19 protein-coding genes are annotated in these 20405 nt (G+C 57.0%); 8 read left to right on the forward strand and 11 right to left on the reverse strand.

The annotated features are described in order from the left end of the window. Positions 1 to 4: 4 nt before the first annotated feature. On the reverse strand, positions 5 to 1420 hold the full coding sequence (locus tag J7395_RS12490; protein ID WP_209221650.1) for an FAD-binding oxidoreductase: 1416 nt from the start codon (positions 1418 to 1420) through the stop codon (positions 5 to 7). A 34-nt stretch (positions 1421 to 1454) separates the two neighbouring features. Continuing rightward, entirely contained in the window at positions 1455 to 2450 is a 996-nt protein-coding gene (locus J7395_RS12495; protein WP_209221651.1) for an L-threonylcarbamoyladenylate synthase, read from the reverse strand. Positions 2451 to 2709: 259 nt separating this feature from the next. Here J7395_RS12495 and J7395_RS12500 point away from each other — a divergent pair, with 259 nt between their 5' ends. Then, entirely contained in the window at positions 2710 to 3879 is a 1170-nt protein-coding gene (locus J7395_RS12500; RefSeq protein WP_209221652.1) for an MFS transporter, read from the forward strand. Between the two features lie 301 nt (positions 3880 to 4180). On the opposite strand, the gene cysQ is transcribed toward J7395_RS12500, so the two are convergent. After that, positions 4181 to 5002 carry a 3'(2'),5'-bisphosphate nucleotidase CysQ gene (gene cysQ, locus J7395_RS12505; protein ID WP_209221653.1) on the reverse strand — a complete coding sequence of 274 codons (822 nt, stop codon included), beginning with the start codon at positions 5000 to 5002 and terminating at the stop codon, positions 4181 to 4183. 153 nt (positions 5003 to 5155) lie between these two features. Continuing rightward, positions 5156 to 6151 (reverse strand): transcriptional regulator FtrA, encoded by a 996-nt coding sequence (ftrA, locus tag J7395_RS12510; RefSeq protein ID WP_209221654.1) that lies wholly within the window; start codon positions 6149 to 6151, stop codon positions 5156 to 5158. A 134-nt stretch (positions 6152 to 6285) separates the two neighbouring features. On the opposite strand from ftrA, the gene J7395_RS12515 reads away from it, so the two are divergent. Further along, positions 6286 to 6687, forward strand: a complete 402-nt coding sequence (locus J7395_RS12515; protein WP_209221655.1) for a rhodanese-like domain-containing protein — start codon at positions 6286 to 6288, stop codon at positions 6685 to 6687. An 86-nt stretch (positions 6688 to 6773) separates the two neighbouring features. Further along, positions 6774 to 7256: a GNAT family N-acetyltransferase gene (locus J7395_RS12520; protein ID WP_209221656.1), complete on the forward strand. Its 483-nt coding sequence runs from the start codon at positions 6774 to 6776 to the stop codon at positions 7254 to 7256. Here J7395_RS12520 and J7395_RS12525 read toward each other — a convergent pair. Further along, positions 7246 to 7626 (reverse strand): DUF2750 domain-containing protein, encoded by a 381-nt coding sequence (locus J7395_RS12525; protein ID WP_209221657.1) that lies wholly within the window; start codon positions 7624 to 7626, stop codon positions 7246 to 7248. The genes J7395_RS12520 and J7395_RS12525 overlap by 11 nt on opposite strands. Then, a complete protein-coding gene (amrB, locus tag J7395_RS12530) occupies positions 7623 to 9110 on the reverse strand; it encodes an AmmeMemoRadiSam system protein B (protein WP_209221658.1) in 1488 nt (495 codons plus the stop codon). The genes J7395_RS12525 and amrB overlap by 4 nt, the downstream gene beginning before the upstream one ends. A gap of 103 nt (positions 9111 to 9213) precedes the next feature. On the opposite strand from amrB, the gene amrS reads away from it, so the two are divergent. Next, positions 9214 to 10332: an AmmeMemoRadiSam system radical SAM enzyme gene (gene amrS, locus J7395_RS12535; protein ID WP_209221659.1), complete on the forward strand. Its 1119-nt coding sequence runs from the start codon at positions 9214 to 9216 to the stop codon at positions 10330 to 10332. A gap of 73 nt (positions 10333 to 10405) precedes the next feature. Next, positions 10406 to 10870, forward strand: a complete 465-nt coding sequence (locus J7395_RS12540; RefSeq protein WP_209221660.1) for a GNAT family N-acetyltransferase — start codon at positions 10406 to 10408, stop codon at positions 10868 to 10870. Positions 10871 to 10883: 13 nt separating this feature from the next. Here J7395_RS12540 and J7395_RS12545 read toward each other — a convergent pair whose 3' ends face one another. Beyond that, positions 10884 to 11753 (reverse strand): LysR family transcriptional regulator, encoded by an 870-nt coding sequence (locus J7395_RS12545; RefSeq protein ID WP_209221661.1) that lies wholly within the window; start codon positions 11751 to 11753, stop codon positions 10884 to 10886. Between the two features lie 118 nt (positions 11754 to 11871). Between J7395_RS12545 and J7395_RS12550 the strand changes: the two genes are divergently transcribed. Then, positions 11872 to 12843: a quinone oxidoreductase gene (locus J7395_RS12550; RefSeq protein ID WP_209221662.1), complete on the forward strand. Its 972-nt coding sequence runs from the start codon at positions 11872 to 11874 to the stop codon at positions 12841 to 12843. Positions 12844 to 12880: 37 nt separating this feature from the next. Here the strand turns inward: J7395_RS12550 and J7395_RS12555 are convergent, their stop codons facing one another. Next, positions 12881 to 14146 (reverse strand): NnrS family protein, encoded by a 1266-nt coding sequence (locus J7395_RS12555; protein WP_247742106.1) that lies wholly within the window; start codon positions 14144 to 14146, stop codon positions 12881 to 12883. Positions 14147 to 14367: 221 nt separating this feature from the next. Between J7395_RS12555 and J7395_RS12560 the strand changes: the two genes are divergently transcribed. Together J7395_RS12560 and J7395_RS12565 are read left to right on the forward strand one after the other, a co-directional pair. Then, the gene (locus J7395_RS12560) at positions 14368 to 15837 is read left to right on the forward strand and encodes a leucyl aminopeptidase (protein WP_209221663.1); all 1470 of its coding nucleotides are present in this window, start codon (positions 14368 to 14370) and stop codon (positions 15835 to 15837) included. 83 nt (positions 15838 to 15920) lie between these two features. Next, a complete protein-coding gene (locus tag J7395_RS12565) occupies positions 15921 to 16376 on the forward strand; it encodes a DNA polymerase III subunit chi (RefSeq protein ID WP_209221664.1) in 456 nt (151 codons plus the stop codon). A 16-nt stretch (positions 16377 to 16392) separates the two neighbouring features. On the opposite strand, the gene J7395_RS12570 is transcribed toward J7395_RS12565, so the two are convergent. From J7395_RS12570 to J7395_RS12580, 3 genes are read right to left on the reverse strand one after another with little or no spacing between them, the layout of a single operon-like run. Further along, on the reverse strand, positions 16393 to 17013 hold the full coding sequence (locus tag J7395_RS12570) for a hypothetical protein (RefSeq protein WP_247742107.1): 621 nt from the start codon (positions 17011 to 17013) through the stop codon (positions 16393 to 16395). 27 nt (positions 17014 to 17040) lie between these two features. Beyond that, complete coding sequence (locus tag J7395_RS12575) at positions 17041 to 19368, reverse strand: protein-arginine deiminase family protein (RefSeq protein ID WP_209221665.1); 2328 nt, start codon at positions 19366 to 19368, stop codon at positions 17041 to 17043. A gap of 7 nt (positions 19369 to 19375) precedes the next feature. After that, positions 19376 to 20215 (reverse strand): hypothetical protein, encoded by an 840-nt coding sequence (locus J7395_RS12580; protein ID WP_209221666.1) that lies wholly within the window; start codon positions 20213 to 20215, stop codon positions 19376 to 19378. Positions 20216 to 20405 lie beyond the last annotated feature (190 nt).

Consider the following 20405-nt stretch of genomic DNA (forward strand, 5'->3'; position numbering starts at 1 on the left):
GGGGTTATTTCACGATCTTGCCGGGATTAAGCATACCATTGGGATCAATCGCATCCTTGATCGCGCACAAAAGCTTCATCTTTTCCGGGCTGGCATAGCGGGCCAGTTCATCAAGCTTCAGCTTGCCAATGCCATGTTCGGCACTGATCGATCCGCCAAGATCGGCGACAATGTCATGGATCAGACGGTTAAGCGTTTCCCAGCAATCGAGAAATGCCTGCTTTTCCATCTCGACCGGCTGGGTGAAGTTGAAATGGATATTGCCATCGCCGACATGGCCAAACGGGCAGGGGCGAATGCCCGGAATGAAATCACCGGCCGCGGCCATGCCGCGTGTCAGCAATTCCGGCACCCTGGAAACCGGAACCGAAACATCATGCTTGATGCTGCCGCCTTCAAAACCTTGCGCCTCCGGGATGCCTTCGCGGATTGCCCAAAGATTGGCGCGCTGGGCCTCGGACTGTGCCAATGTCGCATCGCTGGCAAGGCCCGCCTCAAGGGCGCTTTCGAGAAGGTCGCTTAGAACCTCGTTCAAATCATCCTTGGGCCGTGACGAGGTCAGTTCGATCATCACATACCAGTCCGAAGGGGCGGCAAGTGGGGCAGATAGCCTCGGCAAATGGGCGATGGCCATATCATGGGCAAAGCCGCACAACAGCTCGAACGCGGCAATCGCATCACCGCTTTCACGCCGCGCAAGCGCCAGAAGGTCAAGGGCGGCATCGGGGCTGGGGACAGCTACCCACGCGGTCGCGACATGGCGCGGCTTGGGAAACAGTTTCAGCGTTGCCTTGGTGATAATGCCAAGTGTGCCTTCCGCCCCGATAAACAGATCGCGCAGATCATAGCCGGTATTGTCCTTGCGCAGGGATGACAGGCCGTTCCACACGCTACCATCGGGCAGAACGACTTCAAGCCCCAGAACCAGATCGCGCGCATTGCCATACCGGATGACGTTCAATCCACCCGCATTGGTCGCAAGATTGCCGCCAATCTGGCAGGAGCCCTCCGACCCAAGGCTTAGGGGGAAAAGAAGGTCACGGTCGCCTGCCGCATCCTGCACGGTTTGCAGGATCGCACCGGCTTCGACCGTTGCGGTGAAATCGCGGGCATCAATTTCAATGATCCGGTTCATCCGTTTCAGGTTCAGGATCACCTCGGCCGCGTTGGCAACCGCCCCGCCGCATCGCCCGGTATTGCCGCCTTGGGGCACAATCGCAATGCCATGCGTTGCACAGATTGCGACACATTTGGCGACTTCGTCGGTATTGGCCGGATAAAGCACCATGCCCGCATCACCGGCAAACTTGCCGCGTGCCTCGGCATTGTGCGTGGCCAGAATATCGGCCTCCATGCTCCAGCCTTTCGGGCCAAGGGCATCCTGAAGTTCCTTGATCGCGCTGGCGGGCAGGATGTGCATGGGGCTGTTTTCCGCTCGGCTGAGGTTGGAAGAATTACGGGGTCGGATGAAGGGCGCGGGGCGCGCTGGCGCGTTTCATCCTGTCATTGATCGCAAGCCCAAGACCCGTATCGGGGATCGGCGCAATCGCGATCCCGTCAAAGCGTGGCTGATCGGCTTCGTGCAGCTTGGCAAACAGGTTGGCGGCGGCTTCGCGGTCATCACCGGTTTTCGAAAGCCACAGGACCTTGTCAAACCCCTTGGTCACGCAATCCCCGAATGCCAGCAATATTTCATGGCCGTATTTCTTCTGATCTGGTGCATCGGCATTCAGCCGCACCGGAAGGCCGGGTGCATAATGGCTGGTCAGCATGCCGGGGCTTTTGGGTGCGTTGTCGTCCGTTTCGGCCATCACGACGTCAGTGCCGAGAACCTCGGCCACCTGATCAAGCGTAATCCCGCCGGGGCGCAGCATCACCACCTGATCGGTGGTAAGATCAATCACGGTGCTTTCAAGTCCGACCCCGCACGGCCCGCCATCCAAGATCATGCCAATCGCATTGCCAAGGGATGCTGCCACATGGGCCGCCGTCGTCGGGCTGATCCGCCCGGACCGGTTGGCCGAAGGTGCTGCAATCGGGCGACCGACCGCACGTAATAATGCGCGTGCCATGTCATGTGCGGGGACACGCACCGCGATGCTTGGCAACCCTGCGGTGGTCAATTGCGAAACCGTGCTGTCATCGCGTTTGGGCAAAACAAGGGTCAGGGCACCGGGCCAGAACGCATCGGCAAGCTTATCGGCACGCGCATCGAAAACCGCATGCTGGGCGGCGGCATCGCGATCAGGAAAATGGCTGATCAGCGGGTTGAAGCTTGGCCGTTGCTTGGCGGCAAAAATGCCCGCAACCGCATCGTCATTGGTGGCATCCGCACCCAACCCGTAAACCGTTTCGGTCGGAAACGCGACAAGCTCGCCCGCGCGCAACTTGGCCGCGGCCTGTGTCAGGGCACCTTCGGAATAGGGGCGGATCGTCAAAGCCGGGGACATCAAGCATTCCATAAAAAATATAGCCTTGTGAAATACCTAGCGACGATAGGGCTTAATGACAAGCTGGAACCGACTTTATCGCTGTTTGGATTGATCGAATGATCGTCCCGGTTTAGGGTGTCGGTCGCAGGAAGAACCCGATGATTGATCCGGGTTCGCACGTGGTGCGTGTCAAAGCCTGCATCCCTGATATCCGGCCTGCTGCAAACACCCGCTCAGGTCCTCGAAACGGTGTAATCCATCGCAAGGAGGGCCTTTTATGCCTTTGCACATGCCATCCATTCCGCCGAAAGTTGCCATACCGCTGGCGCTGATTAATCTGGCGTCATTTGTTTCACAGATCATCCAGATCGGCGTGATTGATACGCTTTTGCCCCTGGCACTGACCAATGCCGGCCTGGGGGAACGGCATGGCGGCATGATGCTGTCGCTTTACTGGATTGCCGATCTGATCGGCGGGTTCTTTGTTGCGGCGGTTTTGCGCAAAACCCATCCCTTCGTCCCGCTTCTGATCAGTGGCCTGTCATTCTTCATCCTGATTGTCGTGGTGATGTTTGCGCCGCAATCGGCCCTTGTCCTGCCGGCAACCCTGTTTGCCGGGGTGGGGTTGATCCTGCGGTGGGTGGTGTGTGACGGGCTGATCGTGCAACTGGCCCCGCGCGATAAAATGGGCCGGGTGGTCGGTTTTCATGAAACTTTGATGGGTCTTGGCATTGTTCTGGGGCCGATCCTGATTGGCTGGTTTGGGGATGACGCGTTCGTCATGTCGGGCATTGCCCTTGCGGCGGCCATCATTCCGCTTTTCTGTGCCTTTGCCATGCCGCGCATTGAAATGGCATCGACGCAAAAGGGGGCCAGGGCCGTATTCAGGCGCTGGATCGATCATTGGGATCTGGTGCTGATTGCCTTTGTCGCGGGGTTTGTCGAAATCTGCTTTTTGTCGGTCCTGCCTTTACAATCGCAACGCGACACCGGGCTTGCCGATGCCGGGCTCTGGATGGCGGCAATATTTGTGTTTGGCGGCACGATCTGCCAGCCGCTTGTCGGCTATGTTTCCGATAAAAGCGGCCCGATCAAACTGGCATGGCTATGCTTCGGATTGCTTCTGGCGGGGGCGGTGCCGATGGCGCTTGCAGGCTACGGCATCTTTGCCGGCGTCATTCAGTTCGCATTGGGGATTGCTGTGGCGGGGCTTTATACCGCTGCCGTCCTGATCGCGGCCAGTGGCCGGGGGCAGGGATATCAGGTCGGCGTTCTGGTGATCGTCTCGCAAAGCTATACGCTGGGGGCCATCGTTGGCCCGTCGGCGGGGACGTCGCTTCTGGTGATGGTCGGAAGCTGGGCCTTGCCGATCCTTGTTCTACTGTCGGCAGGCATATCGGTACTGCTTTTGATGATGCGCCGGACCACACCGGCACCGGGAACCTAGCCCCAAACAGCGCAGAGCCGCCATCAAGATGGCGGCTCCATTTACGCTCTAGCCCGGTGGTCGCTCCGCGGCAGTGACCCGGACCGCGTCGCCGTGATTCCGGCGGCTATTTACGTCACCTACACTTTGTGTGGCGATGGCGCGATCATCATTCAAATTGCCAAAAATGTCAAGGTTTCTGCGGTCTGGCATGCATCGTGATATGCGCCATATGCAAGGCTGCCTGCCTTTGATGCGCCGCACAAAAGACAAGCCGCTATGATCGTTCTGTTATTCGGATCGCCTACTGCTTCGCGATAGATCAGGATTGGTAGGTCACCGGCACGGATGGGCTGCGTGCGATGAAGAACGGATTGCGGAAATCGGCCTTGCCATAGGCAAACCGAGTCCCGTCCATATTCTCGACCACGCCACCGGCGGCCGCCAGAACCGCATGACCGGCCCCGATATCCCATTCCATGGTCGGGCCAAGCCGCGGATAAAGGTCCGCCACCCCTTCGGCCAGAAGGCAGAGCTTAAGCGAACTTCCCGCCGGGCGCAGTTCCTTGACCGCAAGATCACCCAGAAACGCCTTCATCGCGTCGGGATCGCCATGCGACCGTGACCCGACAACCACAACGCCGTCTTCGGGCATGTCGCGCACGGTGATGGCGCGCGTGGTGTCGTTACCATCACCACTGCCTTCAATCAGCTTCGCGCCACCCGGCCCGCCGTAATAAAGCTTTTCAATTGCCGGGGCATAAACCACGCCCAGAACCGGTGCGCCCTTGGCAATCAGGGCGATATTGACGGTAAACTCGCCGTTGCGTTTGATGAATTCCTTGGTCCCGTCCAGCGGATCAACCAGCCAGAAGAAATCGGTATCCCCGTTGACATCGGGAATGTCACCTGCGGCCGCACTTTCCTCGGACACGATTTTGACATTCGGGGTCAGGGCGCGAAGACCGGGCAGGATCACCGCCTCGGCGGCGTCGTCGGCCTCGGTCACGGGGGATGCGTCATCCTTGGACCGGATTTCGAAATCGGTGTCATAGATTTTCATCATGGCGGCACCGGCGCGGCGCGCAATTTCAATCAACCCGTTTTCAAGGGCGCTGGCATCGGCCGGAAGGGCAATCGTCATGGCAATCTCGTCTGGTTAATCTTTTGCGTGCAAAGGGCATAGGGAATTTTGCCCATCGCGTCCAGTAAGACCGTCCCATTATGGCGAGATCACGTTCACTTTCCTGTTCACGTTCATCATCGCAATCATCTGCCCTCAGGTCGATATTTCCGGTCACGCCGGTTGACTGACCCGAAACCGGTTGCGATAGCGGGCCGGGGGCACATGGGCGATATCGCGAAACGCGATGCGAAATGTTTCCATCGACTGGAACCCGCATTGCTCGGCAATGTCACCCAGCGGCAAACTGGTTTCTTCAAGCAATTTCATCGCCCGCAATACCCGTTCACGCCGCAGCCATTTAAGTGGTGCCATGCCGGTGCCTTCGCGGAAGCGCCGCAAAAATGTTCTTTCGCTGAGTCCCGAAAAGTCGGCCATTTCGCCGATTTCAATCGGTTCGGTCAGTTTGCCGCGTGCCCAGTCCAGAACGGCTGCAATCGATTTGCCCGGTCGTTCCTGTACCGGTGCTTCGACATATTGCGCCTGTCCCCCATCACGATGAGGGGGCATCACCAACCGCCGTGCGACCACATTGGCAACCTGCGCGCCATGATCGGACCGGATCACATGCAAACAGGCATCAATCCCCGCACTGCTGCCCGCCGATGTGATGATCTGGCTGTTTTCGACATATAAAACATCATCGACAATCTCGATATCGGGATACATCGTGTGCAGCCGGTCGGTATATCGCCAATGCGTCGTCGCCCGCCCGTTTGCCAGCAACCCGCTTGCCGCCAGAACAAACACGCCCGAACAGATGCTTACCAACCGGCATCCGCGGGCATGAGCACGCCTTAACGCATCACAAAGTGCCACATCAGGCATCGCATCCGCCCCGCGCCAGCCGGGGATGATCACGGTATCGGCATGATCAATCAATTCGATCCCGGCATCGGTCGCCACCCGAAAACCGCCCATCGCCCGGATTTCCGGGTCAATTCCCGCAATCGAACAGCGATACCACGGAAAATCAAATTCCGGCCGGGGCAGGGCAAATGCCTCCAGGGCGATGCCAAATTCAAATGTGCAAAGCCCGTCATAGGCCAGCACCACAACATGATGCAGGGCGTCGGTTGGTTCGATATTTGCGGCACGATGATCGGGCATGACCGGATTTGTTTCCGTTAAAATGCGGTTTGGCGAAAAATTACCGAATAATGGCATTTTGGCCACTATCACAAAAAATGGCAATCGTTACGATCATCCCATTACCCATGATGATTGCAAACGGAGCCACCCGAATGAAAAGCCTGATCAATGAAATCGCGCCCGCACCGTCGCATATCGCACGTGCCCATTTTGATGCGATGCTGCAATTTGAAACCGATTGCTGGGATACGCATGCAAGCCTGCAATCAGGGATCGATGATTTCATTCTTGTCGATGTCCGGTCCCCCGCGCTGTATCACGGCGGCCATATCGAAGGCGCGATCAACATCCCGCACGGCAAGATGACCGAACGCCGCATGGCCGAATATCCCGCCGGTAAAACCTTTGTGGTTTATTGCGCCGGTCCGCATTGCAATGGTGCCAACAAGGCCGCCTGTCGGCTGGCCGCCCTTGGTCTGCCGGTGAAGCTGATGATTGGTGGTGTGACCGGCTGGATCGACGAGGGGTTCAGCCTGACGGAACCGGATGCCTGATTTGACGGTAACCACCGCCCGCCAATATGGGCTGACAGGATCGCTGCCTGTCGGCCCATCCTATTCTTTGCCACCGGATCGCACCAATGACGTCATCACCAGTGCCGTATGAAATCCGCACCGCCGTCCCGAATGATCTGCCCCGTCTGATTGACCTGATTGCCGATCACGCGGATTTTGAACGTCAGAAGGTCAATCGCGCCCATCTGGCCGAAAACCTGCCCCGATATCTGTTTGGCGCGGATGCCCGCCTGAGCGTGATGGTGGCGGGCAGGGGTGGGGAGCTGGTCGGCTATGGTGCGGCCAGTATCGAATTTTCAACATGGAAGGCCGCCTGCTTTCTGCATCTGGATTGTCTTTACCTTGCGCCGCAAAGCCGTGGGGCCGGGCTTGGCGCGCGGATGCTGGCCGCGTTTGAAAATCTCGCACGGCAACAAAACCTTGGCTGGATGGAATGGCAAACTCCCGACTGGAATATCGATGCTGCCCGGTTTTATGAACGCAATGGGGCACTGGCCCTGCCAAAGCTGCGCTTTGCGAAAACGCTGTCCCACATCCCTAGCCGGTGATCGATTTCTTTAACGCGGCCATCAAATCATCATGCAATGCCAAATGCCCCGGCAGGATCGGGCCATCATCGCCGGTCGGTGAAATACCGGGTTCAATCCTGTTCCGGGCAAGATCGGGCAACAGATTTTCGGTCAGTTCAACCAGTGTGATGGCGGTCGGGACATAGCCGGTTTGCGCGATCTCGTTCCATGCGTCGGCATGGTCATGGCTTGCGAAAAACGGGCAATATCGGGTGCCATCATTGCCGGGGCACAACAGCCAGCCCTTGTCATAAAGCCCCCAAACCCCTTCCCACGCGATCACGCTTTCAATGAAATCACGATAGCGCGCATCACGGGCATTGATGTTGTCTGATCCGGCACTGCTCATGACATCGGGGGTGGTTGCTGCCAGAAATTCCTGGGCGCGATATCCTTGCCCGATATGCCGCGCGTGACAAACCGTTGGGCGCGCATGCGATCCGACCAGTGATCCGCCGAAAGCCCGGCCTTGCGTTTCAATTGTGCCACGAAATCCGCCGGATCGGGCAATTGCTCCCAGACTTGTGGCAGGAACAAGCCACGATGATTGCCATCCGACAGGATGATGCCATCTTCATGGGGTGTCAGTTTCGCGATCAGATCGGCCTCGTTTTCAAACGGAAAATCACGCGGCGGGGAGAGGACCGAGATCGATAATTCCAGATCGTCATTCAATTCATCCTGGCGAAGGGCTGGAAAACGCGGGTCGCCAAACCCGGCCTTGAAGGCATTTTCACACAGATCCGTCGCCAGATCACGATACGCCATCACCGATCCGATACAGCCCCGAAGCTGGCCAGATTTCTTTAATGTCACAAAGCATGCACCCGGTTGCAGAAGTTCGGGCGAAACCGATGCCGGATCAATGCGAAGCGGCCCGCCATGCTTGATCCCGTGCCAGATCGATTGCCGTGCAAGGTCGATCATCGTCGCCCCGTGATCGGCCAGAAGCTTTTCGGTCATGCCGACAAAGCCGCCTGATGATTTGTTCGTCTTTTCATCCTCGCGCATATCCGCTGACCCCGCATAAACCGCCCACGAGCCATAGCCGACCACGCGCGATTTATCGCCCGTGATATCGCCGGAATTGCACATGCCTAGTGTCCTGATCCGCATGCCGCGCTTGCGGGCCGACATCAACATGCCCGCAACCGGCAACGCGCCGCACGCATCCCCGCTTGTGATGCTTTCGGCGTCAAACCGTTCGATCATTGCACGCGTATTGTCGTCGATGCGTTTGGCGGTATCGTAATCATGAAAATGCGACAGGTCCGATGAAATCACGATCAGGGTTTCCGGCCCGCCCCAAAGGGCCTCGATCACCTCATGCACCTGCCGTGCAGAACACCGGCTGACCAGCAGCGGCACAATGCCGATATCGGCATCTTCGCCAAACAATCGCTGGATAAACGGCAATTCGATCTCAAGCCCGTGTTCCAGCCGGTGCGCCTCGTCCAGAACCTGCACCTGCGGCCATGCAAGGGCGGCCTGCAACCCGGCAAGGTCGCAGCGCACATCGCCAATCGGTGTGGCAAACCCATCCGCCTTGGCAATCGCAATCCCCTGAAACGCCATGCGATGCGCCGGGCCGATGATCACGATCCGTTTGACCGTGCCCTTTAACGCCCGAACCGTGGCAAAACCCAAACCGGCAATCGCCCCTGAAAACATCAGCCCGGCATGGGGCACAATAATCACCTTGGGGATTGGCGTATCATTCTCCGTCTGGCCCTCGACCGCGGCATGGATCAACCCGTCAATCTCGCTGCGCAACATATCGGGTGCTGCGGGATAAAACGTTCCGGCAATGGCGGGCGGGCGGATAATCGTCATGACGCTTCCAATGATGAGCTTCCTTTGAAAAAGATAGCGATCAGGACTACATATTGAAAGGACAAGCTAACAATCGTGAAGTCCCGTCAGGGTCCAAAACGCCATGAATGTCACGACCCCGCAAATCGATAGCGTTCCCGGCCGATACTGGCATCATCTTGAGGATGGTCGTATCCAGTGTGATGTCTGCCCGCGCTTTTGCAAGCTGAAGGACGGGCAACGGGGCTTGTGTTTTGTTCGCGCGCGCGAAGGCGATCAGGTGGTTTTGACCACATGGGGCCGGTCATCGGGCTTTTGCATTGATCCGATCGAGAAAAAGCCGTTAAACCATTTCCTGCCCGGCACCCCGATCCTGTCTTTTGGCACGGCGGGCTGTAACCTGACCTGCAAGTTCTGCCAGAATTACGAGATTTCCAAGGCGCGTGAAATGGACAGGCTGGGATCGCTTGCGACGCCTGAAATGATTGCCAGAACGGCAAAGGAATATGGCTGTTCGGCAGTCGCCTTTACCTATAACGATCCGGTGATTTTTCTGGAATATGCGGTGGATGTGGCGCAGGCCTGCCGCGAAGCCGGCATTCGCACTGTTGCCGTGACGGCGGGTTATATCGGGGACAAAGCCCGCGAGGAATTCTTCCGCCATATGGACGCGGCCAATGTGGATCTTAAGGGCTTTACCGAGGATTTCTATCACAAGCTTTGTTCCGCCCATCTGGCCGATGTTCTGGAAACCCTGAAATACCTTAAACATGAAACCGGTGTGTGGTTTGAACTGACCAATCTGGTGATCCCGGGCGAGAATGACAGCGACGCGGAATTTGATGAAATGACGTCATGGGTACATGATGAACTTGGCCCCGATGTGCCAATGCATTTCACCGCCTTTCATCCCGACTGGAAAATGATGGATCATCCGCGCACCCCGCCCGCGACCCTGATCCGGGCGCGCGAGATCGCGATGAAAAACGGCATTCGGTATGCTTATGTCGGCAATGTCCATGACAAGGCGGGATCAAGCACCTTTTGCCATCATTGCGGGCATATCCTGATCGGGCGGGACTGGTATCAGTTATCGGACTGGAACCTTGATGCGCATGGGGCCTGCACCCATTGCGGCACCCATTGCGCAGGTGTGTTCCAACCACGCCCCGGCACTTGGGGGCCAAAGCGCCAGCCGGTGCGTCTGGCCGTGCCAACTGCGGGTTCGGCACCACCATCCTGATGGTGTTTTTGCTTCCATTTCGGGCAAAGCAGGCTAAATTGCCGCCAGTTTCGTTTGGACCCAACATCACCCCATGAAAATCCGCAAAGCCAGTACCTCTGACGTCAGTGCCATTTTCGCCATCCGAAGCCGGGTGCGCGAAAACCATCTGTCCGTCGATCAACTGGCCGAACGCGGCATCACCAGGGCCGCCTTTGGCAAATGGATTGCCGATGGCTATGGCATGTGGGTGGCCGATCTGGATGGCGCGGCGGCGGGCTTTGCCATTGCCATCCCGCACGAGGCAACATTATGGGCGCTGTTTGTTGATCCCGATTTCGAAGGTCGCGGGGTGGGGCGCGCACTTTTGCGTGTGGCCGAGGAATGGCTGTTTGCAAAAGGTTGCAACGATATATCGCTGACCACCGATGCCGATCCCAAAATCCGCGCGCATGGCTTTTACGAGAGTCACGGCTGGCACTGCACCGGCGATGCGGATAAGGGGCAGGTCGAATACATCAAATCCAACCCGACCCTGTCGCTGTTTGATTTTGGATAGGCGACAAATCCGATCAGTCGTTTGGCGAAACGGGTGTTTCGCGCCTTAAAATTCCAAGTGCTGTATCAACCACCGGCGGCCTGCGGTCATGGGCATAAAGGCCATATTGTACCGTCACGGTATGGGGCACGCCCGCAGGTGGTTTGAACAGCCGCATGGTGGCGGGTCGGATCGCATCGGCGGGCAACAACCCGACACCAATGCCATTTTCAACCGCAGCCTGAAGGGCCGTGATGCTTTGGCTGGTCATTGTCATGCGATGATCAATGCCCGCCGCCACCAGACTTTCCACCATGCGCCGCCGCCAAGGGCAGCTTGACGGAAAGGCGACAAGGTCAAGCGCGCGGGAGAAGTCCATGTCATGATCCCTGGCGCAAACCCAGTGCATCTCGACATTCCAGACCGTTTGCGCATCCGCCGTGGTCACCGACGTTGGCACAATCATCAAATCAAGCCCGTGTTCATCCCAAAGCTGCCCCAGACCAACGCTGCTTTGCACCGTGATATCAAGCCGGATGTCGGGATGGGCACGATGCAACCGGCCAAGGGCAGCCGGCAGGGCAGCCGTTGCGACTTCCTCGGCCAGACCGATGCGGACATTGCCGCTGATTTCTGTCTGGCGCACGCGGGCATGGGCTTCTTCGTTAAGGGCAAGAATGCGCGTGGCATAACCCAGAAACAATTCCCCCTCTGCCGTCGGAATAACACCGCGCCCGGTCCGCTGTAACAAGGGCCGTTCCAGAAGGTTTTCAAGGCGCTTGATCTGCATGCTTAGCGCGGATTGGGTGCGCCCGGTCTGGGTTGCAACACGGCTCATGCTGCCTTGCTGGCAAACCGCGACGAAGGCGCGCAAAAGATCAGGACTGATTTGATCAGATATCATGATACTTGAACTCTGTTATCATCACTATCAGTCTACAGTGATATCGTTGATCGCGCTATATCCCTTTCATGCAAGCCATTCGGGCCCACCCGGGCCCGTGACATGAAGGGAATACCCGATGAAAGCCATTCGATTTCACCGGCATGGCGGGCCGGACGTCCTGCAATATGAAAATATCGAAATCCGCCAACCCGGCCCGGGCGAAATCCGGGTCCGTAATCATGCTATCGGTGTTAACTTTATCGATATCTATATGCGGACTGGTGCCTATCCCGTCCCCGAATTACCATTCATACCGGGCAAGGAAGGCGCGGGAGAGGTTGTTGCGCTGGGTGATGGCGTCGATGAATTTGCCATCGGGGATCGGGTTGCCTATGTCGAGGCGCCCGGTGCCTATGGCGCGGAACACAATGTTCCCGCCCGCGTTGCCGTGCATCTGCCTGATGCCATATCGTATGAAATGGCGGCATCCATGATGCTTAAGGGGCTGACCGCGCAATATCTGTTGCGCCGGACCTATCTGGTCAAACCCGGTGATACTGTCCTGATCCATGCTGCCGCTGGCGGGGTGGGGCAGATCGCCACCCAGTGGGCGAAGCATCTGGGAGCAACTGTGATCGGCACGGTTGGCTCAAGTCAAAAGGCGGAGCTTGCGCACCAGAACGGTTGCGATCACGTGATTGACTACACGACCGAGGATTTCGTGGCACGTGTGCAGGAGATTACCAAGGGACGCGGATGCGACGTTGTTTATGACGGGATTGGCAAGGCGACATTTCCCGCATCGCTCGATTGCCTACGCCCGTTTGGTTATTTCGTCAGTTTCGGCACTGCGTCCGGCCCGATCCCGCCATTTGATATCATGATCCTGGCCGCCAAAGGATCCCTGTTTACCACCTGGCCGTTGCTGCCGACCCATATCGCAAGGCGCGAGGACCTGATTGAAATGAGCCGGGACCTGTTTGACGTCATCGCCAGCGGGGCTGTGAAAATACCAGCACCAAACCGTCTGAAACTGGCCGATGCTGCTATGGCACATCATCGTCTTGAAATGCGGCAAACCACCGGGGCGACGATCCTGTTGCCTTGAAAACGAAAAAGCGGGGCTTGATGCCCCGCTTTTGTCCTTACTTCACCGGAATGCCGCGTGTCTTTTTCTGGCTTGGTCCCAGCAGGATCGGCGCATAACCGATCAGAAATGCCAGCCACCCGCCAAGCCAGCATAAAGTCGCCGCCGCCAGCACCGGAAGGTAAGCATCCGGGAACTGCCCGACCGAGAGCCGCAGTACGGTTGAAATCCACACAAGCCCGAACGCGGCATTCAGGGCAGGGCTTGCGCGCAATTCCCGCCCGGTATGGCCAAGGGCGGCCCGCCCGCCAATCGCGATGATCATGCAGGCCATCGCCCCGCCGGTAAGCCCGTGCAGGGCATCACGCGGCGCAATCACATCCGGCCAGATATGGGCAATGCCAAACAATGCCAACCCGGCCGGTACCCAGAAATAGGCGAAATGCAACATCGCCACCAACGGATCACGCAGCGTCAGATGTCCGCGCCAGCGCACCATGCGAACCCCCTGTAGGGTGGCCGTCATCAGCAACGCAGCGCCAAAGATGGTGCCATCCGTATCCACCATCCCGATCACGATGGTGATGGCAAGGGAGGCAAGGCAGGCACCGTCAAAACGCGAAAACATCACCGGCATCGCGGCATCCGGCTGTTCGCGTTGCAGCCAGTTGCGTGTAAAGGCCGGAATGATCCGCCCGCCAATCAGGGCAATCAGAAGCACAATCAGCAAAATCGCACTTTGGTAAATCACCATCGCATCAAACGCGATCAGGCCAAGTGCGCTTGCGATAAACACCCCGTCAAAGGCGGTAATAAGCCCAAGAATACCGAGGATCTTAAGGTTGCGGTAATTTCGCCCCAGCACAAGCTCCCGCCCGGCAATCACGATAAGGGCGATGAAATAGCCAAGGCCGCCGATGATGGTCAGGGCTGGGGCCAATGTCTCGCCAAAGCCGATTGCCAACCGGGCGATGAGCCAGCACGCGGCAAGCACCATCAGCAATCCGCCCGAAACCCCCGGCCGCCCCGTCCAGTTGGCGATCGCGGTTAGCAGGAACCCGCCAATCGCCGCCCCGCCAAAACCGAAAATCATTTCATGCCCGTGCCAAAGCGACGGCGTACCAAGCGACGGTGTCGCCACCCCATGCGCCATCCCCGCCACCCACCAGATCACGGCCACCACCGCAATCAGCCCGGCAAACAGAAACATCGGGCGAAACGCGCCGCTCCAGAATGGATGTGGTACGGCGATAGGTTCGGAGATCGAGATCGGCGTGGTTTTGGCATTCATCATGGCACCAAGGCAAAGGTTTGAATGCGTCATAATAGCGTCCCGCCATTCCGCCGCCTTGACATCGCGCAATTCGTGAAAAATGTCGGGGCGACTGTCTTCTCTTTGCAATATCGGTAAAATCCCGCAGGTTTTTGAGCAATAAGCCTTTTCTTCGCCATTTAACGCGCTAGATTAGGGAAAGCATTCCAGCATCGGCGGGCTTGCCGGTGCAGACCCCACACATGCCCGAAACATGACAGGAGCCTTTTTTCATGAAGATCACGTTTTCTGATCTCGCCATCCCGACCTCGGGCGCTGTGATCGCCTTTGCCACCGATGGCGGCGATCTGATGCCAAGTGCCGTGGCGCTGGACGAAGCAACCGGCGGGGCACTTGCCAAGGCGATCAAGGGATCGACCTTCAAGGGGAAGGCGGGGCAAAGCCTGCAGCTTCTGGCACCGGCCAATACCGATCTTTCGCGCATCATCGTGTTCGGGATTGGCAAGGAAGCCGAATTTGACGTGATCGCGGCCCAAAAGCTTGGTGGTAATGTCACCGTGCGTGCGCTTTCGACCGGCGAAAAAGACGTCACCGTCCTGTTTGACATGGAAGGCATGGCCTGTGATTTCGCCACCGGTGCGATGCTGCGCGATTATCGTTTCGATAAATACCGCACCACCGAAACCAAGGAAGACAAACCGGTCCTGAAATCCATCGCGATTGCCTCGCGTGATCACAAGGACGCGAAAAAACAGTTCGACAGTGCCAAAAAGGTCGTCGAAGGCGTCTTCTTCACCCGCGATCTGGTATCCGAACCGGCGAACGTGCTTTATCCCGAAAGCTTCATGAAAGAAGTCAGTGCGCTTGAAAAGCTCGGTATCGAGATTGACGTGCTTGACGAAAAGGAAATGAAAAAGCTTGGCATGGGCGCGCTTCTGGGCGTGGCGCAGGGTTCGGCGCACAAGCCTTATATGGTTGTCATGCGCTGGAACGGTGGCAAGAAAAAGGACGCACCAGTCGCGTTTGTCGGCAAGGGTGTGACATTCGATACCGGCGGCATTTCGATCAAACCGGCTGCCGGCATGGAAGACATGAAATTCGATATGGGCGGCGCCGGTGTGGTTTCCGGCCTGATGAAGGCTTTGGCCGGGCGCAAGGCGAAAGCCAACGTGATCGGCGTGATCGGCCTTGTTGAAAATATGCCATCCAGCACGGCACAGCGTCCGGGCGATGTTGTGACCTCGATGTCGGGCCAGACCATCGAAGTCATCAATACCGATGCCGAAGGCCGCCTTGTTCTGTGTGATGCCCTGACCTATGTGCAGGAAAAATACGATCCGAAACTGATCGTTGATCTGGCGACGCTTACCGGTGCGATCATCATTGCCCTTGGTCATGAAAATGCCGGGCTGTTTTCCAACAATGATGAATTGTCCGCCCAGATCACCAATGCCGGTCTTGCGGTCAATGAAACCGTCTGGCGCCTGCCGCTGTCGAAGGCCTATGACAGCCAGCTTAAATCCGACATTGCCGATATGAAAAACGTCGGCGGTCGTCCGGCCGGTTCCATCACGGCGGCCCAGTTCCTGCAACGCTTCATCACCAAGGATCGCCCGTGGGCGCATCTTGATATCGCCGCCATGGCCTGGGCGACGAAGGATAGCGAAGTCACGCCAAAAGGCGGCACCGGCTATGGTGTGCGTCTGCTTGATCGCTTTGTTGCGGACAATCACGAAGCCTGATTTCACGGCGGTTTGACCACAAACTTGCGGGGCAGGGTGATGATCACCTTGCCCCGTTTTCATGTTCGCGATAGAAATCGACCATGGCTGACATCTGGTTCTATCATCTGACCGCGTCTCCGCTGGAACGTGCATTGCCGACCCTGCTGTCCAAGACGTTGGAGCGGGAAAAACGTGCTGTCGTCATGACCGGAACCGAGGAAAGGATCGAGGCGCTCAAGACCCTGCTTTGGACCTATGACGCCGCAAGCTGGATGCCCCATGGATCGAAATCCGATGGTGACCCGGAAATGCAGCCGGTCTGGCTGACATCTGATGATGAAAATCCCAACGGCGCACAATTCCTGTTCTTGACCGACCGGGCCATCAGCGAAAAGATCGCCGATTACGAACGCGTCATCATGCTGTTTGACGACCGCGATCATGAGGCGGTGGCCGAGGCACGTACCCGTTGGAAAGACTGGAAAGACGCCGGGCACAAGCTGTCTTACTGGCAGCAGACCCCGCAAGGCGCGTGGGAAAAAAAGGCCGAAAGCTGATCGGCTTTTACTATGCTTACGGCGTGCCCGTCCCCGATGTCACATCCTCAAACAGGATTTCCACCAGCGCCTTGGTGACGTCATTCTGGCTTAGTTTCCCGTCCGCCATTTCATTGATTGCCGGGAAACTGTCCGCCGACAGGGCAAACAGCTTTGTCTGGATTTCAGATGCCCGCACCGGCCAGTCCGGATCGATTTGCGCCAACCCCAACAACATCGCACGCGCCATCTGATCGGCATTCCCGCTTTTGATCGCGTCCTGTACCTGCGGGATTTGCTTGGCCTCGGACACGGCAACGTCAAGTGTTGCTAGAAGGTCGGCCAGTGCCTTTGCCTGAATCTGAATATCCGTCACCGGATAATTCTGTTCGATGTCACGCAATGGGGCGACGGCGGCCGATGTGCCGTAACTCGACAGATAGGCAATCGCCCCGCCCAACTGCCAGCTTTCCCAGTTCTTCCAACTTCCCTTGCCAAGATCTTCGATCATCGGCGTAGCGATGGTGCCCTGATAACGGCAAAAGATTTGACTGACCTCGTTTGGGGTTGGTTTGGCGGCAACATCTTGCGCCCGGTCTGAGACCAGCGTGGTGATGTCGGTCAGGGCCTGTTGATAATCGGTTTGCGCCGTCATCATTCTTCTCCTTGCAAATCATTGACAGCATCAACCGTCAAGCGCCGTCCACCAGTTGTTAAAGCGTGCATTTCCAAAGGCTACCTGACCATTAAAAGGCGCGCGCGTTTCATTGGTGCCGCAATGAATTTCGCCATGATGGGCGTGATAGTAATCCCAATCGTCGATAAAATCGCAAGCAAGGCCGTTACCAATGGCTACGATTTTTTGCTCAAGATCTCGTTCGAACAGGTCATAACCATTATTGGCTACTGTATTATCGACAACCCAAGGTCCAAATGGCTTGGGAATAAATAAATGATCATTGCCGGAAAACAGATTGGGCATGTCGCCCGTTAGGGCAGAGCAGCGAAATCCGCTGTTCCTGCCGGGATAGATATTGAAACCACCATCGGCACCCGTCCAGATACTGATTTTGTCAGTTAGTCCAAATGCACCATCAATACGGGTTTCGGGGATGAAGATCACCGGAACTTTGATGATGTCGGCATTGCTAAGGTCAAAGGCGCTTTTCATCTTATCGACATTGTCGGTGATGACTTTTTCTACACCGTCAATATTCCATGTTCTGAGTTGCTGATAGCTGTAGGCGTTGGCCTCCATGACCGGAATGCCCCAATACATCGGGACAACACCATTACCAAGAAAGTCGGTGATGGTAGCCGATGCATCGGCTGTTCCAGGGGCAGGCAATCCGGCAAAATTTGCTGTGGCGTTACCCGGTGAATGTGGAGGACGGGCAAGCAATGTGGCATTGCCATGTGCGACTTGATTGTCGCGCATGATCTGATAGGCGGTTGCTGGGCTTGCAACCAAAAGCTTCCATCTTTTGTAAGGATTTCCCGGATTGTTGGCTTTCACGAATGTCATCATCTCATCGACATGGCCGACCCTTAGCCAATCGACATTAAGGACGATTGGGGCTTGCATGTTTTGTGCGGCAAGAAACTGACGGCTGCTGTTATCAAGGGTGCTTTCGCGATGGTGGCCGTAATAAATGCGCCCGAAACGGTAATCGGTTGTGCCGATCAAATGGGATTTCCGTACGGGAGGTGTGACGCTGATATTGCCGCCGGAATTACCATCATTGATGGCATCGGCGGTGCCAACGGCAGGGTAAAACACGCCGATATCGTGATTCAGCAATGTTTGATAGACCCAGTTTTGCAGGTGGTGCCAGCGATGGGCTTTCATAAAGACGTCTTGGCGTTCTATGCCCCCGCCATTGCCAGGCCAGGAACTGTAACCCGATACCATGGTATCGCGTAGCCATTGATCCGATGCTGCTGTTGGCAATCCAGGTTTGCCTGCTGCTGTAAAGTTGTTCCATGCATTGCCGTTGAGATAAGGGACATTGGTTTGGGGGGCGATTGCCGGTGTAGCGGCTGTCAGTGGATATGGTGTGTTTTCTGCTGCTGCCGCAGCAGCCAAGCTCTGAAGGAAATCATCGTCGTTGGAATGTTCGACATAGATGCGAGTCACTGTCTGTTGGTGATGGTTCGCGATCCAGCGTGCGGCAATTACGTGCTCGATGAAAAAATATGCAGGAATGTCCGGGCCGCTGACTTCGGGCTGAATACCTAAAAGGCTGATAATGGCGCGACCGCTCTCAAAACCCTGACCTGCAAAACGCACAGCTTCGATCCCATAGGTCTGTTCTGCGCCGACAGTGGCTATATCTTGTGGAATCTCGGTCGCGACGGTTTCCGGGCCAAGAACTTCGACACTGTTATTGGCAATACCGTCAAATATGCGGAAATGGCGGTTGGCCGCTGCCTCGCCGGCTACGGCTGGGCTGATCCTGAGGCGCAGAGCCCATCCGGGTGGAACGATCGCCGGCGGGCCGAATGATTGCTGGATGATTTTCAGGTGCGCTATGCCGCTATCAAGGTCGTTATCGCCATTGACGTGATTGTCCTGATTGTCGGTATAGCCCGCACCGGTATTGCCACCATCTTGATTGCAATTAACCGGAATGATGGCGCCGGTGCCATTGGGGCCAAACCGGATATTTTCCGGTGTTCTGTGTCCCTGGCGGCCGATTGCGATATCGACGGTTCCGTCGCGGTTCCGGTCGCTGTGCAGGCTATAGAATATCACACTGAGGTTTTTGGCGTTGGTTGCATTGCCTGCAACGTTGATATTGGCTTCGTTGATTGGCGCAAAACCTGCGCCCGTAACTTTTAAATCCCAAGTGCCATTGGCGATGGCAAAGGTATGTGTTTTGGTTCGTGCCTGCGGTGTGAAGGTAAGTTCGCGCGCTTGTTGGGGATGATTCGCCGAGGTAAAAGAGATTCTGACGCGGTTGAATGGGTAATTTCCATCGGGGGCAGTAAGCTGGACGGTGTAATTTGCCATGACGTCCTCAGCGGCTGGTAGGGGCGGGTGATGGGCTGTCATTCATTGCATCGGCCAACAGAAGCCGTGCCTGAAGCGCGTTGTTCAGAATGGCAATCCGGTCATCGATGGTGCCAAGCCCGGTATCTTTCAGGATCGCACTGGCCCACGGCTGGTTGCTGATATCCGGGCCGCCGGTGAATTGCACGGTGGCGTAATCGGTAATCCCGTCCGGCGTTTTGACGCCAAGCTTGATGGCCGCATCCCCGGCCGCCTTGCTGGCGACCGCCAGGCTGTCGGCGTCATATCCGCTAACCGCATCGGGGATGGTGATCTGCAAATAACCGGGAAGCGACGCGATCACATCATCAAGCGACGGCACAGGTGATGGGCTGGGGCCGGGCGAGGGTGTTGGCGTTGGTGTGGGGTGCGGTTTGGGACCGCAGGGCGATGTCGGCAGGGCAGAAACCGCCTGTGATTCCTGCATCATCAGTTTCGCAACCTCATCGGCAAAGCGTTTCTCGGCCTGAAGGCGGCTGGCAGCGCTCGCATCGAATTTCTGTTTGCTCATGATGCTCAGCGTCTTGAGGCGTTCGGCATCCTGCGCGCCAAATGCCGCGAGAAGATTGCCAACCTGCGGGGCGCCATCGGCAATGCGTTGCGACAATGCCTTGGCATCCTTGCCGCTGCCTGCTGCAATCAAGGTATCGCCATCGCGCGCAAGGCTCTGGTCATTGCTGATCTGCGCATTCAGGCTTTCAAGCTGCTTGGCGGTGCGAATGTCGATCTTGCTGCCGGTGATGGTGACACTGGTCGGGTATTGCGCCAGTGTTCGGGCAAGGTCGCTGATCCTGTCGGCATAAGCCATTTGTCCGGTCCCGCTTTGGTGAAGACGTCCTATGACGCGGGCAGGCGTGGTTTGTGACGGGCGGGGTTAATACAAATATTCCCTGTTGATTATTTCGATCTCATGCAAGCCATGCGTAAATTGCATGCGCATCGGGATTGATGAACGGCGTTCGGTTCGCTATACATGTCATATCGAACGCGCCGATTTG

Origin of the sequence: Thalassospira sp. A3_1, assembly GCF_017744215.1 — a bacterium.
Classification (GTDB): domain Bacteria; phylum Pseudomonadota; class Alphaproteobacteria; order Rhodospirillales; family Thalassospiraceae; genus Thalassospira; species Thalassospira lucentensis_A.

Excerpts from the sequence above, each read along its gene's own strand:
- J7395_RS12495 (WP_209221651.1), bottom strand. The coding sequence starts at position 2,450 with ATGTCCCCGGCTTTGACGATCCGCCCCTATTCCGAAGGTGCCCTGACA.
- J7395_RS12575 (WP_209221665.1), bottom strand. The coding sequence starts at position 19,368 with ATGGCAAATTACACCGTCCAGCTTACTGCCCCCGATGGAAATTACCCA.
- J7395_RS12540 (WP_209221660.1), top strand. The coding sequence starts at position 10,406 with ATGAAAATCCGCAAAGCCAGTACCTCTGACGTCAGTGCCATTTTCGCC.
- amrS (WP_209221659.1), top strand. The coding sequence starts at position 9,214 with ATGAATGTCACGACCCCGCAAATCGATAGCGTTCCCGGCCGATACTGG.
- ftrA (WP_209221654.1), bottom strand. The coding sequence starts at position 6,151 with ATGCCCGATCATCGTGCCGCAAATATCGAACCAACCGACGCCCTGCAT.
- J7395_RS12545 (WP_209221661.1), bottom strand. The coding sequence starts at position 11,753 with ATGATATCTGATCAAATCAGTCCTGATCTTTTGCGCGCCTTCGTCGCG.
- J7395_RS12565 (WP_209221664.1), top strand. The coding sequence starts at position 15,921 with ATGGCTGACATCTGGTTCTATCATCTGACCGCGTCTCCGCTGGAACGT.
- cysQ (WP_209221653.1), bottom strand. The coding sequence starts at position 5,002 with ATGACGATTGCCCTTCCGGCCGATGCCAGCGCCCTTGAAAACGGGTTG.
- J7395_RS12515 (WP_209221655.1), top strand. The coding sequence starts at position 6,286 with ATGAAAAGCCTGATCAATGAAATCGCGCCCGCACCGTCGCATATCGCA.
- J7395_RS12520 (WP_209221656.1), top strand. The coding sequence starts at position 6,774 with ATGACGTCATCACCAGTGCCGTATGAAATCCGCACCGCCGTCCCGAAT.
- J7395_RS12580 (WP_209221666.1), bottom strand. The coding sequence starts at position 20,215 with ATGGCTTATGCCGACAGGATCAGCGACCTTGCCCGAACACTGGCGCAA.
- J7395_RS12490 (WP_209221650.1), bottom strand. The coding sequence starts at position 1,420 with ATGCACATCCTGCCCGCCAGCGCGATCAAGGAACTTCAGGATGCCCTT.
- J7395_RS12525 (WP_209221657.1), bottom strand. The coding sequence starts at position 7,626 with ATGAGCAGTGCCGGATCAGACAACATCAATGCCCGTGATGCGCGCTAT.
- J7395_RS12500 (WP_209221652.1), top strand. The coding sequence starts at position 2,710 with ATGCCTTTGCACATGCCATCCATTCCGCCGAAAGTTGCCATACCGCTG.
- J7395_RS12555 (WP_247742106.1), bottom strand. The coding sequence starts at position 14,146 with ATGACGCATTCAAACCTTTGCCTTGGTGCCATGATGAATGCCAAAACC.
- J7395_RS12570 (WP_247742107.1), bottom strand. The coding sequence starts at position 17,013 with ATGATGACGGCGCAAACCGATTATCAACAGGCCCTGACCGACATCACC.
- amrB (WP_209221658.1), bottom strand. The coding sequence starts at position 9,110 with ATGACGATTATCCGCCCGCCCGCCATTGCCGGAACGTTTTATCCCGCA.
- J7395_RS12550 (WP_209221662.1), top strand. The coding sequence starts at position 11,872 with ATGAAAGCCATTCGATTTCACCGGCATGGCGGGCCGGACGTCCTGCAA.
- J7395_RS12560 (WP_209221663.1), top strand. The coding sequence starts at position 14,368 with ATGAAGATCACGTTTTCTGATCTCGCCATCCCGACCTCGGGCGCTGTG.